This window comes from Crossiella sp. SN42, from assembly GCF_023897065.1.
In the GTDB taxonomy this organism is placed as follows: domain Bacteria; phylum Actinomycetota; class Actinomycetes; order Mycobacteriales; family Pseudonocardiaceae; genus Crossiella.
In genome coordinates this window covers 1-15,026 of the sequence record NZ_JAMHIV010000010.1, presented here as the reverse complement: position 1 = coordinate 15,026, position 15,026 = coordinate 1, and the positions used below count along the sequence as shown (strand labels likewise).

14 protein-coding genes and 1 pseudogene are annotated in these 15,026 nt (G+C 72.7%); 10 read left to right on the top strand and 5 right to left on the bottom strand.

What is annotated here, in order from left to right; translation table 11 throughout:
* Nucleotide 1 precedes the first annotated feature (1 nt).
* The 3 genes and pseudogenes from M8C13_RS13510 to M8C13_RS13500 form a co-directional block, all read left to right on the top strand.
* Nucleotides 2–460 (top strand): annotated as a pseudogene (locus tag M8C13_RS13510) (DUF6359 domain-containing protein); the annotation flags it as partial.
* A gap of 6 nt (nt 461–466) precedes the next feature.
* Nucleotides 467–1,246, top strand: a complete 780-nt coding sequence (locus M8C13_RS13505; protein WP_374213073.1) for an endonuclease I family protein — start codon at nt 467–469, stop codon at nt 1,244–1,246.
* A 29-nt stretch (nt 1,247–1,275) separates the two neighbouring features.
* Complete coding sequence (locus M8C13_RS13500; protein WP_252480902.1) at nt 1,276–2,079, top strand: sporulation protein; 804 nt, start codon at nt 1,276–1,278, stop codon at nt 2,077–2,079.
* 112 nt (nt 2,080–2,191) lie between these two features.
* Here M8C13_RS13500 and M8C13_RS13495 read toward each other — a convergent pair whose 3' ends face one another.
* The gene (locus M8C13_RS13495; RefSeq protein WP_252480901.1) at nt 2,192–3,493 is read right to left on the bottom strand and encodes a cytochrome P450; all 1,302 of its coding nucleotides are present in this window, start codon (nt 3,491–3,493) and stop codon (nt 2,192–2,194) included.
* A 197-nt stretch (nt 3,494–3,690) separates the two neighbouring features.
* Here M8C13_RS13495 and M8C13_RS13490 point away from each other — a divergent pair, with 197 nt between their 5' ends.
* A complete protein-coding gene (locus M8C13_RS13490) occupies nt 3,691–4,989 on the top strand; it encodes a nucleobase:cation symporter-2 family protein (RefSeq protein WP_252480900.1) in 1,299 nt (432 codons plus the stop codon).
* A gap of 186 nt (nt 4,990–5,175) precedes the next feature.
* Nucleotides 5,176–5,796 (top strand): LysE family transporter, encoded by a 621-nt coding sequence (locus M8C13_RS13485; protein WP_252480899.1) that lies wholly within the window; start codon nt 5,176–5,178, stop codon nt 5,794–5,796.
* Here M8C13_RS13485 and M8C13_RS13480 read toward each other — a convergent pair.
* The 4 genes from M8C13_RS13480 to M8C13_RS13465 form a co-directional block, all read right to left on the bottom strand.
* Nucleotides 5,789–6,946 (bottom strand): serine hydrolase, encoded by a 1,158-nt coding sequence (locus M8C13_RS13480; RefSeq protein ID WP_252480898.1) that lies wholly within the window; start codon nt 6,944–6,946, stop codon nt 5,789–5,791. The genes M8C13_RS13485 and M8C13_RS13480 overlap by 8 nt on opposite strands.
* A 107-nt stretch (nt 6,947–7,053) precedes the next feature.
* Entirely contained in the window at nt 7,054–8,043 is a 990-nt protein-coding gene (locus tag M8C13_RS13475; RefSeq protein ID WP_252480897.1) for a hypothetical protein, read from the bottom strand.
* A 26-nt stretch (nt 8,044–8,069) separates the two neighbouring features.
* Entirely contained in the window at nt 8,070–9,608 is a 1,539-nt protein-coding gene (locus tag M8C13_RS13470) for a hypothetical protein (protein WP_252480896.1), read from the bottom strand.
* A gap of 146 nt (nt 9,609–9,754) precedes the next feature.
* Nucleotides 9,755–11,485, bottom strand: a complete 1,731-nt coding sequence (locus tag M8C13_RS13465) for a pyruvate dehydrogenase (protein WP_252480895.1) — start codon at nt 11,483–11,485, stop codon at nt 9,755–9,757.
* 89 nt (nt 11,486–11,574) lie between these two features.
* Between M8C13_RS13465 and M8C13_RS13460 the strand changes: the two genes are divergently transcribed.
* The 5 genes from M8C13_RS13460 (at nt 11,575) to M8C13_RS13440 (ending at nt 14,988) form a co-directional block, all read left to right on the top strand.
* A complete protein-coding gene (locus M8C13_RS13460) occupies nt 11,575–12,486 on the top strand; it encodes a LysR family transcriptional regulator (protein ID WP_252480894.1) in 912 nt (303 codons plus the stop codon).
* Nucleotides 12,487–12,497: 11 nt separating this feature from the next.
* Nucleotides 12,498–12,833 carry a hypothetical protein gene (locus M8C13_RS13455; RefSeq protein ID WP_252480893.1) on the top strand — a complete coding sequence of 112 codons (336 nt, stop codon included), beginning with the start codon at nt 12,498–12,500 and terminating at the stop codon, nt 12,831–12,833.
* 85 nt (nt 12,834–12,918) lie between these two features.
* On the top strand, nt 12,919–13,260 hold the full coding sequence (locus tag M8C13_RS13450) for a YciI family protein (RefSeq protein ID WP_252480892.1): 342 nt from the start codon (nt 12,919–12,921) through the stop codon (nt 13,258–13,260).
* 13 nt (nt 13,261–13,273) lie between these two features.
* On the top strand, nt 13,274–14,467 hold the full coding sequence (locus M8C13_RS13445; protein ID WP_252480891.1) for an RNA polymerase sigma factor: 1,194 nt from the start codon (nt 13,274–13,276) through the stop codon (nt 14,465–14,467).
* A 134-nt stretch (nt 14,468–14,601) separates the two neighbouring features.
* Nucleotides 14,602–14,988, top strand: a complete 387-nt coding sequence (locus tag M8C13_RS13440) for a glycine cleavage system protein H (RefSeq protein WP_252480890.1) — start codon at nt 14,602–14,604, stop codon at nt 14,986–14,988.
* The last annotated feature ends 38 nt before the right edge of the window (nt 14,989–15,026 follow it).

Genomic DNA, 15,026 nt, shown 5'->3' with positions numbered 1-15,026 from the left:
AATGTCGAGATTGAGCCTTCGCATGGAGTTCACCCGAAAGTGTTCTGGCCGTGTGATTCTCGGCAGCGGCGTCACCCTGCGGCGCCGCTCCTGGGGAGAGGACACGATCGTGCGACCCTGGCATCCGCTTGCCCTGCTGGCCGCCACCGTCGCGGTGGCCGCCGGACTCATCGCGCACCCGCCCGCCGCCACCGGCGCGGTCCCGATCAGCGTGGCCCAGGCCATCGGCACCCAGCAGGGCACGGTCGCCACCGTGCGCGGCTACGTGGCCGGCCAGCCCACCGCGAGCAGCACCGTGGTGCGGGCGGACTTCCCCAGCGACTACGCCCTGGCCCTGGCCGACACCGCGGGCCAGACCGGCACCGGCCAGATGCTCTACGTGCAGGTCCCCACGGCTTTCCGCGCGGCGTGGGGCCTGAAGAGCAACCCCGGCCTGCTGGGCAGGCAGATCGAGGTGACCGGTCCGCTGGGCGCCTACTTCGCCCACCCCGGACTCACCTCGCCGACCGGCTTCGCCTTCGCGGGGGCGCAGCCGACCAGCACCAGCGGTGGCGGCGGTGCCGACGACTACTACAAGACCGCGGCCGGCCACACCGGCCCCGCGCTCAAGACCGCCCTGCACACGATCATCAAGACCCAGCAGAAGCTCGGCTACGACCAGGTGTGGGACGCGCTCAAGGCCACCGACGAGGACCCGGCCAACACCGCCAACGTGGTGCTGCTGTACTCCGGGCGCTCGCAGAGCAAGAGCGGCAACGGCGGCGGGGCGGACAACTGGAACCGCGAGCACGTCTGGGCCAAGTCGCACGGGGACTTCGGCACCGCCACCGGTCCCGGCACCGACCTGCACCACCTGCGTCCCGAGGACGTCTCGGTCAACGCCGACCGCGGCAACAAGGACTTCGACCAGGGCGGCTCCCCCGCCGCCGAGGCGCCCGGCAACCTCACCGACGCCGACTCCTGGGAGCCCAGGGACGCGGTCAAGGGCGATGTGGCGCGGATGCTGTTCTACATGGCGGTCCGCTACCAGGGCGGTGACGGCTTCGCCGACCTGGAGCTCAACGACAGCGTGAACAACGGCAGCAAGCCGTACCAGGGGCGGCTGTCGGTGCTGCGGAACTGGCACGCCCAGGACCCGCCGGATGCCTTCGAGCGGCGGCGCAACCAGGTGATCTACGAGACCTACCAGCGCAACCGCAACCCGTTCATCGACCACCCGGAGTGGGTTTCCGCGATCTGGGGCTGACTGTCGCGGGCGGCTGTTAGTTTTCCGCCGTGTTCAACAAGATGCTCGGCGCCTTCGGCCGAGGTGGTGGCCCGACCGTGACCACCGTGCCGCAGACCCAGCACGTCGAGCCCGGCCAGGTGCTCGGCGGCGCGGTGCACCTGCGCGGCGGCCGCGCCGACGTCCAGCTCACCCAGGTCGCGCTGGTGCTCACCACCCAGGTGGCGACGCCGGGCCAGGTGGTCACCGGCGAGTTCCACCGGATGGCGCTGGGCCAGGCGGTCCACCTGCCCGCCTTCGGGCAGCTGACCGTGCCGTTCGTGCTGTCCCTGCCCGCGGAGACCCCGGTCACCGCGGTCGGCCCCGCGGTGCTGCCGGGCGTGCTGGTCGAGCTGCGCGCCGAGGCGCACACCACCGGCGCCCCCGCGCAGGCCGATCCGGTGCCGCTGCTGGTGCAGCCGCTGGACGCGCAGGACCGGGTGCTGGACGCGGTGGGCGAGCTGGGCCTGAGCTTCCGCGACACCCAGGTGGTGGCCGGCCGGTTGCCGGGGGCGGTGCAGGAGCTGGACTTCATCCAGCGGATGTTCTTCCTGCCGCCGGAGAAGTACCACGGACGGCTGCGCGAGATCGAGCTGACCTTCGTCGCCGGGTCCAGGGACCTGGTGGTGTCGCTGATCGCGGACCGGGAGCCGGAGCTGGCGCGGCGGCACACGATGAGCAGGCAGGAGGCGCTGACCGCGGACTGGCCGGCGCTGCTCGGCCGGTGGCTGGAGCAGGCCGCGGCCAGGGACCGGGACGCGCTCACGGACGGGCTGCCGCCGGCCCCGGGTAGCGGGCCGGGTTTGCTGGACTAGCGCGCGAGGCCCGCGGCAAGCGAGCCGGACTTGCTCGACCAGCGCACGAGGCCCGCGGCAAGCAAGCCGGACTCGACCCGGCCAACGCCCAGCCGCGCCGTGGCCGGGGTGCTTACCGGGGCGGGCCGCCGCGCTGGCCGGGGACGGTCGCGGTCACCGGGAAGGCGGTCAGGCCGCGCAGTTCGCGGATCGGTCGCCAGCGCGCCTGCCCTGCCGGGCGCAGCAGCGGCATCCGCCTGGCCAGCTCGCGGAACAGGATCTCGCCTTCCAGCCTGGCCAGGCCCGCGCCGATGCAGTAGTGGATGCCGCTGCCGAAGGCCAGGTGCTCCGGTCCGCCGGTGCGGGTGAGGTCGAACCGGCCCGGTTCGGCGAACACCGCCGGGTCGCGGTTGCCCGCGGCCAGCAGCAGCATGACGCCCTGTCCCGCCTGGATGCGCTGTCCGCACAGTTCGAGGTCAGCGTGCGCCACCCGCACGGTGAACTGCACCGACGGCTCGAACCGCAGGGTCTCCTCCACCGCCGCCCCGGCCAGTTCCGGCCGCTCGCGCAGCTGGGTCCACTGCCCGGGGTTGGCCAGCATCGCGTGCACCCCGTTGCCGACCAGGTTCGCGGTGGTGTCGAACCCGGCGGCCAGCAGCAGCACCGCCACCTCGTGCAGGTCCCGCGCGGTCAGCTGCGAGCCCTCCGCCGCGACCGCCATCGCACTGAGGATGTCGTCCTGGGGTTCGCGCCCGCGTTCGCGCAGCAACCGGCCGAACAGGTCGAGCAGGTGGTTGGTGGCCACCCGCAGGTCCTTGGCCTGCCGGATGCTGGGCGCGCCGGTCACGCCCTGGTTGATCATGTCGCTGTAGGCGGCGAAGTCGGCCCGTTCGGGCTCCGGCACCCCCATCAGGTCGCTGATCACCGCGATGGACAGCGGCTGGGCCACCTCGTTGACCAGGTCGAAGCGCTCCCGCCCGGCCATCCGGTCCAGCAGCTCGCCGACCACCCGCTCGATCCGCCCGGTGTAGCCGCGCACCCGCCGCGGGGTGAACGCCGGGGCGGCCAGCCTGCGCAACCGGGTGTGGTCGGGCGGGTCCATGCCCACGAAGCTCCACGCGAAGTCCCCGCTGACCAGCCGTTGCGCGCCCCGCAGGGTGGAGTGGCCGTCGGCGGACCGCATCCCGAACCGCCGGTCCCGCAACACCTGATTACAGAGGTCGAAGGAGGTGACCGCCCACATCCCGCTCGGTCCCCGGTAGAGCGGTCCGCGCGCGCGGATGCGTTCGTAGAGCGGATACGGGTCGAGCTGCCACCGGGGCTGCTCCAGCCGCATCACCAGGTCCCCCAGCCCGTCGAAGAGCCGGACCACCGCCCGCTCGGCCGGAATCTGCGCCGCCAGCCGCAACAACGTGCCGGTGCCCAACTGCTCCATGAACGCCCCTCCCCGATGATGACTACGGGGAGTCACCCTAGGGTGGCCTCGCGACCGTCCACATCGGACTGAACCGCGCGCCACGCCCGTGGGTGACAGGAATGTCAGCTCCTGGGTGAACCGCGGCCGCACCCGCGCCGGGCGGCTTAAGGGGCCCCGGGTGTGGGCGGGGCGGGCGTTGGCGATATGGGTAGGGCATGACAAACACCCATCCGGTGGATGAGCGGATCGGCGCCGGCCGGCTGGCGGTGCTGGGGTTGCAGCACGTGCTGGTGTTGTACGCGGGGGCGGTGGCGGCGCCGGTGGTGCTGGCGGCCGGGCTGGGGCTGTCCACGGCGGATCTGGTCTACCTGGTGGCCACTGACCTGCTGTTGTGCGGGCTGGGCACGCTGTTGCAGTCGCTGGGGGTGTGGCAGGTCGGCGTGCGGATGCCCATGGTGCTGGGCGCCGCGTTCACCAGTGTGGCGCCGATGCTGGTGATCGCCCAGGGCCACGACATCCGCACCATGTACGGGTCGCTGCTGGTCTCCGGAGTGTTCATGGCGCTGGCGGCGCCGTTGTTCGCCCGGCTGCTGCGGTTCTTCCCGCCGGTGGTGATGGGCACCGCGATCACCCTGATCGGCATCCAGCTGGTGCCGGTGGCCGCCGGGATGGTGGCCGGGCACAGTCCGGCCGCGCCCGGGTTCGGCAGTCCCGGCGCGATCGGGCTGGCGCTGCTGGTGGTGCTGGTCATCGTCGCGGTGCACCGGTTCCTGCCCCGGTTGCGGCAGCTGGCGTTCCTGGTCGGCCTGCTCGCCGGGACCGCGGTGGCGATCGCGCTGGGGCAGGTGAACCTGGGCGCGGTGGTCCAGGGACCGGTGCTCGGTTTCCCGGAGCCGTTCCACTTCGGCCTGCCCAGCTTCGACCTGGCCGCCACCCTGTCGCTGATCATCATCCAGATCGTGATCATGGTGGAGTGCGCGGGACAGGTGCAGGCGATCGGCGCCGCGGTGGACAAGCCGGTCGGCCCGTCCGACGTGGCGGCCAGCCTGCGCGCCGACGGGCTGATCACCATGCTGGCCAGCGTGTTCCAGTCCTTCATGTACGTGACCTACGCGCAGAACATCGGCATGGTCAGCGTGACCAAGGTGCGCAGCCGCTACGTCACCGCGGTGGCAGGCGCGATCGCGCTGGTGCTCAGCTTCTTCCCGTTCATGGGCCGGATCGTGGCCGTGGTGCCACAGCCGGTGCTGGGCGGCGCGGCGCTGGTCATGGTGGCCACCGTGGCCATGGTCGGCATCCGCATCCTGTCCACTGTGGACCTCCAGGACAACCGCAACCTGGTGATCGTGGCGGTCTCGCTGGGCATCGGCCTGCTGCCGACCGTGCAGCCCGCCTTCTACACCCAGTTCCCGCCCTCGGCGCAGCTGTTCCTGACCAGCAGCGTGGCCACCGGCACCGTGGTCGCCTTCCTGCTGAACCTGTTGCTGCGCCCCACTTCTCAAGCCAAGGACTGAGCCGCCGGCTGCCCGGGCTCGGCGATCGCGTTGGGCGCGAGTGGAAAACCGGTTGCCGCCGCCACCCGCCGCGGCGCACCCTCCTGCCATGACCGCGACCTCGATGCCGCTGACCCGCCCCGCCGGCCGACCGGTCGCGCGGCAGCAGCAGCCCAGCCCCGACCGGAGGCCGATCCCCGTCCGGTCATGACCGAGGCGCTGGTCGCCGGACTGCTCGCCGGCTACGGCATCGCCATGCCGGTCGGCGCGGTCGCGACCTACCTCGTCGCCCTCGCCGCCCGCACCACCCCGCGCACCGGCGCCGCCGCCGCGCTCGGGGTCGCCGCGGCGGACGGCCTCTACGCCCTGCTCGCGGTGCTCGGCGGCGCCGCCCTCACCGAGCTGCTGCGGCCGATCGCGCAGCCCCTGCGCTGGGCCTCGGTGGCCGTCCTGGTCCTGCTCGCGCTGCGCACCGCCTGGACCGCGGTGCGCCGCTACCGGGCCGGTCTGGACCCCGCCGCCGAGGACTCGCCACCCAGTCCGGCACGGGCTTTCCTGCTGTTGCTGGGTATCACCGTGCTCAACCCCACCACCGTGGTCTACTTCTCCGCGCTGGTGCTGGGCCGGACGCAGGCGAACACCACCGCGCAGGCCGCGGCGGTGTTCGTGCTGGCCGCCTTCCTCGCCTCGGCGAGCTGGCAGCTGGTGCTGGCCACCGGCGGCAGCCTGCTGGGCCGGCTGCTCACCGGGCCGCGCGGCAGGCTGGCCACCGCGCTGGCCTCGGCGGCCCTGATCACCGGCCTGGCCGCCGGACTGGCGGTCAGTTAGCGCACAGCGCGGTGTCCACCGCGGCCAGCACCTGGTTGCTCGAGGCCTCGGCGTCGCCGAAGGTGCCGGGCAGCGCGGTCACCGCGATGGACACCGCGCGACCGTCCTCAGTGGACCCGTTGCGGGTCTCGTATCCCGGGATGTCGCCGCCGTGGCTCCAGGCCACCCGGCCGCAGCTCAGCTCGGTGCGCATGATGCCGAGGCCGTAGCTCACCCCGGGGACGAAGTCCTTGGCAGGCACGGTCTTGCGCATCTCGGCCAGCTGCGCGGGCGGCAGCAGCCTGCCGCCGAGCAGGGCGGCGTAGAACCGGTTGAGGTCGCTGGGCGTGCCGACCAGCTCACCGGCGGCCCCGGCCCAGGCGGTGTCCTGCACGGTCACGTCCAGCACCGGCGAGTCCGGCTTGGTCACATCGGTCAGCCCGTAGCCCTTGGGGTGCGGTCCGCGAATGGTCATCTCGCCGACCCTCGGCCAGTAGGTCTCGCGCAGCCCGGCGCGGTCGATCACCTTGCTGGTGACCACTTCGGCGACCGGGCGGCCGGTCACCCGCTGGATCAGCAGGCCGGCCAGCAGGTAGCCGGTGTTGCTGTAGCTCCAGCTCTTGCCGGGCTCGAAGTCGGCGGGGTGGCTCAGCGCGATGTCCAGCAGCTCCCGCGGCTCGCGGTAGCGGTCGCGGAACTCCGGGAAGCGCGTCACGCCGATGTGCTTGGTGTAGTTGGGCAGGCCGCTGGTGTGCTGGAGCAGCTGCCGGACGGTGATCTGGTTGCCGTCGATGCCCTTGCCGCGCACCAGGTTCGGCAGGTAGCGCTCGATCGGCAGGTCCAGCTCCACCTTGCCCTCGGCGACCAGCTGCAGCACGGCCACCGCGACGAAGGTCTTGGTGTTGCTGCCGATCCGCACCCGGCTGTCCTTGACCGCCGGCGCGCCGGTGACCCGGTCCCGGACGCCTGCCGCGTAGGACCGCTGGCGGCCGTGCACGCTCACCGCGGCCAGCGCGGCGGGGAACTTGCCCTCGCGGACCAGGTGATCAAGGCTTCGCTGCACCGGGTTCGCCTGGGCCAGCACCGGTTCGGCGAGCGCGGTGGCCGGGCCGGTGCAGGCCAGCAGGATCGCGGCGGTCAGGGCGGCGGTCGTGGTCCTGCGCAGTCTCATCGAAGTTCCTCCCGTGGCGGCGGTCCCTCCGCCGTCCAGGACAACCCTGACGGCTCGGGACCTGCCGCACACGACGGGACGCCCCCGTTCCCGTGGTGGAGCGGGCTCTACCCCGCGTCCTTCATCTTCAGGCCCAGGGACTTGCGGATCGCGCGGTAGTCGAGCTTGTCGTAGTGGTAGCCGAGGTAGCTCCACGGCAGCCCGTCGGTGATGCTGCGCGCGCTCACCCTGGACAGGTGGTCGCGGGCCCGTTCCCGTTCCCCGGCAAGGTAAAGCCCGGCGCCGAGCAGGTGGTGGGCCTCGATGTTGCGGTCGTGCGGGCGCAGCCCGGCCAGCCAGTCGTCGCTGACCCGGACCAGCTGCGCGCCGACCTCCGGCCGGCCGAAGTAGGCCAGCGGTTCGGCCTCGGTGCTGAGCATGACCTCCAGGTGCGCGGCCACGGTCAGCGCGCCCAGCGGCACTCCCGGCGGGGCCTGCTCGGCGACCTCCGCGGTGAACTCCAGCACCTCCGCGTCACTGCCCTGCCACTTGGCGCACAGCACCTGGGTGCGGGAGTAGTGCCCGCCGTAGTGGTACGGGTCGCGGTCGGTCAGCTCCCGCCACACCTCGTCCAGCTCGCCGCGGTCGACTTGCAGGCCCAGTCCGCGCCACTGGAGCTCGTCCCAGGGCACCGGGTCCGCGGGCCGCAGCTCGGCGGCGCGCATCAGCGGATCGTAGGCCCCGCCCAGGAGGTACCAGAACTGCTCGAACTGCTCGCGGCTGACCTGGTCGGCGGTGGCCCCGGTGCGCACCTTCCAGGCGTGCTTGATCCGGGTGGCGCCCAGCAGCAGCTGGAGGTCGGCGTCCTCGGGGTTGGCCGCGGCCACCTTGCCCAGCTCCTCGACGTGCCGCACCAAGATCTTGCTGATCTTGCCGACCCGGATGTCGCGGAGCTCGTGCTGGTCCGTGGTGGCCGCGACAAGCTTCCAGGCGGCGTCCAGGTCGCCGCGGTAGAGGTCGTTCTCGGCGGCCTTGAACTCCGGGTCGGGACGGCCGGCGTCGGTGCTGATGCCGAGGTCGCGCAGCGCGCGCAGAATGCGGATGACCGTGCTGGGCAAGGGTTTCTCCAGGAGCGAGCAGGGGTTCAGTGACGCTTGAGGCGGGCGCGGAGCCTGCTCCAGGAGCTGCTCTTGGCCGGTCGGGGTATCTCGTGCTCTTCGCGCGGCGGCCGGGGCACCACCACCTCGGGCGGGACGCCCCGGTCGATCAGCTCGGGCAGCGCCGCGCCGTACTTCCACAGGCTCGGCTCCACCCGCAGGTGCAGGCCGTCCAGGCCGATCAGGTGCCGGGCGCCGTCGGGCCAGGCCAGCATCGCCGCGCACTCGGCGAAGCGGACGGTGACGAACTCCAGCCCGTTGATCAGGCTCACGCCCTCCTCGCCGACGCACAGCCGGGGCCTGCCCTGGTTGCCCGGCCCGAACGGTTTCTGCTCGCCGGGCTGGGCGGAGTCGATGTGCAGCAGGACCTCGCCCTGCACGGTGCCGGTGGAGCCGTGCGGGGCGGCCACGTAGCGGTCACCGGGCAGGTGGCCCTCCGGGACCATGAGCAACAGGTTGTCCCGCACCGAGATGCCCACGTCCTGGATGTCCTCGGCGCACAGGGTGGCCAGCTCGGCTTCCACCGAGGCGATGGTGGGCGGCTCGGCGCCGAAGAGCTCGGCGTGCGCGGCGCCCACCGGCAGCCCGGCCCTGATCCGCGGGTCCAGCAGCGGGGCCCGGCGCAGCTCGATCAGCTCGGCCACCTCACTGTCCCGCGGCGGGACCTCGGCCAGCCAGTCGATCACGTCGGTGAACCCGCGCACCAGTCGCGAGTGGACGGAGGCCAGCCCGTCGGCGAAGGCGACGATCTCGGCCATGTCGGCATCGCGCCGGTCATAGGCCGCGGTCTGGCTGTAGCTGATCCCCTCGGCGGTGCGCAGGGTGTCGAAGAGCCTGCGCTGCAACAGGTCGGTGTAGGCGGTGGCCGCGGTGGAACGTTCCACCACGCTGCTGGCGGCCACCCCGTTGATCGAGGCGGTGAAGTAGGCGGGGGTGCGGCGCAGCGCGCTGGTCGGCTCCGGCGGCGGGATCCGCGGGCCCGGCGGCAGTTCCAGCCGCAGGCCCGGCGGCGGTGGGCCGCCGATGAGCCACAGCGCCGCGTTGCCCGAGGTGAACCACTGCCGCGCCCAGGCCAGCACCTCCTCCGGGGTGTGCCCGCCGACGCCGAACTCCTCGTAGCCACTGAGCCCGTAGCTGGCCGCGCCGTAGCGCCAGATCGCCAGCGAGGCCTGGATGTCCCGGCCGCGGCCGTCGGCCTCGGTGCGCAGCAGCTGGTTCTCCGCGGCGATCCGGTGCACCGGCAGCTCGCGCAGCGCGGCGCACAGCGCGGCGAAGAAGGCGACCACGTGCGCCGGACCGCCGTGGGTGAGGAAGGAGGTCAGGGTGGCGTCGACGGTGCCGTTGGACTCCTCGTGCCTGCGGCCGGCCTGGTGCAGCGCGAGGTGCTCCACCAGGTGCGTGATGCCGCGCCGGGCCAGCCGCTCGTCGGCGTGGCCGACCCGGAAGACCAGGCCCGCGGTGATCTCGCCCTCGTGTTCGGACCAGAACACCGGCACACCGTCGATCTCGGTGCGAACCCACTCCACGCCGTGACTCCCCTTGCGCGCCTACCCCGTTCGGGGCCGGGCGCACTATACGACCTGGCGGGGGCCGGGCGCGAGCGGTTCACCAGGCGGAAACCCGGGATCACGGGACGTTCACCGTCCACTCCAGACACCGCCCGGCACCCGGCCTAGGGACGCGGGATGTTGCGCAGGTTGCTGCGGGCCAGCTCGACCATCTTGCCCACACCGCCGTTGAGCACCGTCTTGCCCGCGGCCAGCGCGAAACCGCGGACCATCTCGCCGGTGATCTTGGGCGGCAGGGACAGCGCGTTGGCGTCGGTGACCAGCTCGACCAGGGCCGGGCCGGGGTGGTCGAAGGCCTCCTGGAAGGCGGCCCGGATCTCACCGGGCTTCTCCGCGCGCACCGCGTGCAGCCCGGCGGCCTTGGCCAGCGCGGCGAAGTCGACCTGCGGATGGTCGGTGCCGTGATCGGGCAGGCCGTCCACCAGCATCTCCAGTTTCACCATGCCCAGGCTGGCGTTGTTGAACACCACCACCTTCACCGGGATGCGCGCGCTGGACAGGGTGAGCAGGTCGCCCAGCAGCATGGACAGGCCGCCGTCGCCGGAGAGGGCGACCACCTGGCGGTCCGGGTAGGCCAGCTGGGCGCCGATGGCCTGGGGCAGCGCGTTGGCCATGCTGCCGTGCCGGAAGGAGCCGATCATGCGCCGCCTGCCGTTGGGGGTCAGGTAGCGGGCGGCCCACACGTTGTTCATGCCGGTGTCGATGGTGAACACGGTGTCCCCGGCGGCCACCTCGTCCAGCACCGCGGCGGCGTACTCCGGGTGGATCGGGGTGCGCTCGGCGATGTCCCTGGTGTAGGCCTCGACCACCTTCTCCAGCCGGTCGGCGTGCTTGCGCAGCATCTTGTCCAAATAGGACCGGTCGCGGCGCTGGGTCAGCTTGGGCAGCAGGGCGGCCAGGGTCTGCTTGACGCTGCCGTGCACCGCCAGCTCCAGCGGGGTGCGGCGGCCCAGGCGGGTGAGGTCGTGGTCGATCTGCACGGTGCGGGCCTGCGGCAGGAAGTTGTCGTAGGGGAAGTCGGTGCCCAGCAACACGATCCGGTCGGCGGAGTGCATGGCCTCGAAGCAGGCGCCGTAGCCGAGCAGGCCGCTCATGCCGACGTCGAAGGGGTTGTCGAACTGGATCCACTCCTTGCCGCCGAAGGAGTGCCCGACCGGCGCGTTCAGCTTCCCGGCCAGCGCCATCACCTCCGCATGCGCGCCCCGGGCGCCCGCGCCCACGAAGAGCATCACCCGCTCGGCGCTGGTGAGCAGGTCGGCCAGCTCGTCCACCGTCTCCTCGGCCGGGACCACCGGCGAGGGCCGGACCCTGGTCACCGGCGGGGTGGGCGCGACGGCCTTGCGGTCGGCCAGGTCGCCGGGGATGGTCAGCACGGAGACCCCGCCACGGCCCAGCGCGGTCTGCATGGCGATGCGCAGCAGCCGGGGCAGTTGCTCGGGCTGGGAGACCAGCTCGCTGTAGTGGCTGCACTCGGTGAACAGCTGCTCCGGGTGGGTCTCCTGGAAGTAGCCGGTGCCGATCTGCGCGGCCGGGATGTGCGAGGCGATGGCCAGCACCGGCGCGCCGCTGCGGTGGGCGTCGAACAGGCCGTTGATCAGGTGCAGGTTCCCCGGCCCGCTGCTGCCCGCGCACACCGCCAACCGGCCGGTCAGCTGGGCTTCCGCGGCGGCGGCGAAGGCGGCGGTCTCCTCGTGCCGCACGTGCACCCACTCGATGCCCTCGGTGCGGCGCACCGCGTCCACGATCGGGTTGAGGCTGTCCCCGACGATGCCGTAGATCCGCTGGACCCCGGCCTCGCGCAGCATGTGCACGAGCTGCTCGGCCACGTTGGTCATGGTGTCTCCCTCCGGCTGCACTGCCAGCCTGCGCCTGATCGATCCATGCGTCCAATGCCGGATCTCGTGCCCATCGATACTCTGGACACATGGATCTGCGGACGTTGGCCTGGTTCCGGGAGGTCGCCGACGGGGCCACCGTCACCGAGACCGCGCGCCGGGCGCACCTGACCCAGCCCGCGCTGTCCAGGGCGCTGGCCCGGCTGGAGCAGGAGGCGGGCGCCGCGCTGTTCCAGCGGGTCGGCAAGACGCTGCGGCCCACCCCGGCCGGGCGGCTGCTGCGGGCGCACGTGGCCGAGGCGCTGGAGCGCTACGCCCAGGGCCTGCGCGCGGTGGCCGAGCTGACCGATCCGGCCCGCGGCACGGTGCCGCTGACCTTCCTGCACACCCTGGGCACCTGGCTGGTGCCGCCGCTGCTGAGCCGTTTCCGCGCCGGGTTCCCGGACATCGCCTTCGAGCTGACCCAGCACGGCGAGGCCGGGCTGGCCGAGGAGCTGCTGGCAGGCACCGCCGACCTGGCGGTCACCAGTGACGATCCCGGTCACCCGCACCTGCGCTGGCAGCGGCTGCTCACCGAGCCGCTGCTGCTGGCCGTGCCGCCGGGACACCGGCTGGCCGGGCGGGCCAGGGTCCGGCTGGCCGAGCTCGCCGAGGAGACCTTCATCCTGCTCCGCCCCGGCTTCGCGCTGCGCGCCACCACCGAGCGGCTGTGCCGCCAGGCCGGTTTCACCCCGAGGGCAGGCTTCGAGGGCGAGGAGGTGGAGACCCTGCGCGGCCTGGTCGCGGCCGGACTGGGCGTCTCGGTGCTGCCGCTGCCCGGCGGCGAGGCGGCCACCCCGCACCTGCGGCTCACCGACGTCACCGCGACCAGGGACATCGGCCTGATGTGGCTGGCCGAGCGGACGCTGCCGCCCGCCTCCGCGCAGTTCCGCGAGCACGTGCTCAACGCCGTGCGCGACGGCCTGGAAGTCCCCTGGCAGCGGGCGAAACCCCAGGGGTAGGGTCGGCGGCCATGGACGAGACGCCCCTGCCGGATCCGGCGGACTGGCAACGGATCTCCCGACCGGACCGCCGCCTGTCCATCGCGCTGGCCGCACTCTATGAGTATTACCCGACCTTGGCCGGGCCGCCCGGCGCCGCGCACGAGTCCTATGTGGACGGCGTGGTGCACCAGCTCAGCGCACCGTTCCAGCCCGATGCCGCGCGCGCCGAGGTGGTCTCCGGCGCGATCCGGCACGCCGCGTCCTTCCAGACCTGGGAGTCCCTGGTGCGCACCAGCGGCCTGGTCACCCTGGACGCGGTGCGGCTGATGGTGGCCATGGTCAAGACCGCCGCCGGGGACCGCTGAGAAAAAATCCGGGAACTTCTCCCGCCGTGGTGTCGATCCGGCGCCGCGGTGTTCGTGTAGAGAGCGAACCGAGGAGGAGAGAACCATGGCCCAGTACCTGCTCAGCATCTACCAGCCGGACGGCCCCACCCCGCCGCCGGAGTTCCTCGACCCGATCGTGAAGCGGCTGGACGCGGTGAACGCGGACCTGATCGCCTCGGGCGCGCGGGTCTTCGCCGCCGGGCTGTTCCCGCCCAGCACGGCCACCGTGATCAGGGCGAACGGGGACGAGGTGCTGATGACCGACGGCCCGTTCACCGAGGGCAAGGAGCACATCGGCGGGTTCACCGTGATCCAGGTGGAGGACCTGGACGCCGCCCTGCACTGGGGACGGCGGCTGGCCGAGGCGATCGGGCTGCCCATCGAGGTGCGGCCCATGTACGACTGATGGACCTCGCCTGATGGATGTCGCGTCAGTCTTCCGCGCCGAGTACGGGCGCGCGGTCGCGGTGCTGGTCCGCCTGCTCGGTGACATCGACCTCGCCGAGGAGGCGGTCCAGGACGCCTTCGCCACCGCGCTGGAGCGCTGGCCGCGCGAGGGCCTGCCGCCCGCCCCGGCCGGCTGGATCATCACCACCGCCCGCAACCGGGCGATCGACCGGCACCGGCGCGAGTCCGGCCGGGACACCCGCGAGGCGCAGTCGGCGCTGCTGCGCGCGCCCGCGGAGACGGAGGAGGCGGGGGCGGTGCCGGACGAGCGGCTGCGGCTGATCTTCACCTGCTGCCACCCCGCGCTGTCCCCCTCGGCCAGGGTCGCGCTCACCCTGCGCCTGCTCGGCGGACTGTCCACTGTGGAGATCGCGCGGGCGTTCCTGGTGCCGGAGGCCACCATGGCGCAACGCCTGGTGCGGGCCAAGGGCAAGATCAGGGACGCCCGGATCCCGTACCGGGTGCCCGCCGAGGCGGACCTGCCGGACCGGCTGCGCTCGGTGCTGGCCGTGCTCTACCTGATCTTCACCGAGGGGCACACCGCCAGTGCGGGCGAGCGCCTGGACCGGCCGGAGCTGGGCGCGGAGGCGATCCGGCTGGCCAGGGTGCTGGTGGCGCTGATGCCGGATGAGCCGGAGGCCTGGGGCCTGCTCGCGCTGATGCTGCTGGTGGAGTCCAGGCGGGCGGCCCGCACCGGCCCGGACGGCGAGCTGGTGCCACTGGCCGAGCAGGACCGCTCCCGCTGGGACGCCGGCATGCTCCGGGAGGGCCAGGCGATCGTCGAGGCGTGCGTCCGCCGCAACCAGCCCGGCCCGTACCAGATCCAGGCCGCGATCAACGCGGTGCACGGCGATCCCCCGCCGACCGACTGGCCTGCCATCCGCACCCTCTACGACCAGCTGCTCGCCTTCGCCCCGACCCCGGTGGTCGCGCTCAACCGCGCGGTCGCCGTCGCCGAGGTCGACGGCCCGGCCGCCGCGCTGGCCGAGGTGGACCGGCTGGACCTGCCGAACTACCACCTGTGCCACGCCATCCGCGCCGACCTGCTCCGCCGCCTCGGCCGCACCGGCGAGGCGGCCGCGGCCTACCAGCGGGCGATCGAGCTGACCGGCAACTCCGCCGAACGTGAGTTCCTGCGCCGCCGGCGTCAGGCGCTGGAGGCATGACCGGCCGGCCATGCGAACGGCGGCGGCCGGTTGGCCCAATGTCTGTCCACAATGTACGGAATCGATGTGTTCGTTCGAGTAAAAACGACCTCGGCGGGTTTACCCGCGGCTCGGCGGAGGGCTAGAAACGGTTCATGTTCGTCGGCCACCAGACCCTCCGGTTCACCAGGGACCACACCTGGGTCCGACTCCAGGGCGACACACTGCGGGTGGGCTTGACCGAGGTGCTGACCGGGGGCCTGACCGGCCTGGTCGAGGTGGGCCTGCCGCCACTGGGCGGCGCGCTGCACCTGCTGGCCCCGTGCGGGTTCCTGGCCACCCGGACCTGGTTCGGCGACCTGTTCACACCGGCCGCCGGCCTGGTCAGCGAGCGCAACGAGCTGCTCTTCGAGGACCCGGGACTGGTGGTGCGCGACCCGTACGAGTCCGGCTGGCTGTTCGAGCTCCGCCACACCGGCGACCCGCTGGCGGGCACCCTCGATGGCGCGGACTACCTCGAACTGGTCAGCCAGGTTCTCTAGGCCGTGTCGTCAAAGCCCCGCCCGCGGTAGCCGCGCCG

Excerpts from the sequence above, each read along its gene's own strand:
- M8C13_RS13495 (WP_252480901.1), bottom strand. The coding sequence starts at position 3,493 with ATGGAGCAGTTGGGCACCGGCACGTTGTTGCGGCTGGCGGCGCAGATT.
- M8C13_RS13490 (WP_252480900.1), top strand. The coding sequence starts at position 3,691 with ATGACAAACACCCATCCGGTGGATGAGCGGATCGGCGCCGGCCGGCTG.
- M8C13_RS13485 (WP_252480899.1), top strand. The coding sequence starts at position 5,176 with ATGACCGAGGCGCTGGTCGCCGGACTGCTCGCCGGCTACGGCATCGCC.
- M8C13_RS13480 (WP_252480898.1), bottom strand. The coding sequence starts at position 6,946 with ATGAGACTGCGCAGGACCACGACCGCCGCCCTGACCGCCGCGATCCTG.
- M8C13_RS13465 (WP_252480895.1), bottom strand. The coding sequence starts at position 11,485 with ATGACCAACGTGGCCGAGCAGCTCGTGCACATGCTGCGCGAGGCCGGG.
- M8C13_RS13460 (WP_252480894.1), top strand. The coding sequence starts at position 11,575 with ATGGATCTGCGGACGTTGGCCTGGTTCCGGGAGGTCGCCGACGGGGCC.
- M8C13_RS13455 (WP_252480893.1), top strand. The coding sequence starts at position 12,498 with ATGGACGAGACGCCCCTGCCGGATCCGGCGGACTGGCAACGGATCTCC.
- M8C13_RS13450 (WP_252480892.1), top strand. The coding sequence starts at position 12,919 with ATGGCCCAGTACCTGCTCAGCATCTACCAGCCGGACGGCCCCACCCCG.
- M8C13_RS13445 (WP_252480891.1), top strand. The coding sequence starts at position 13,274 with ATGGATGTCGCGTCAGTCTTCCGCGCCGAGTACGGGCGCGCGGTCGCG.
- M8C13_RS13440 (WP_252480890.1), top strand. The coding sequence starts at position 14,602 with ATGTTCGTCGGCCACCAGACCCTCCGGTTCACCAGGGACCACACCTGG.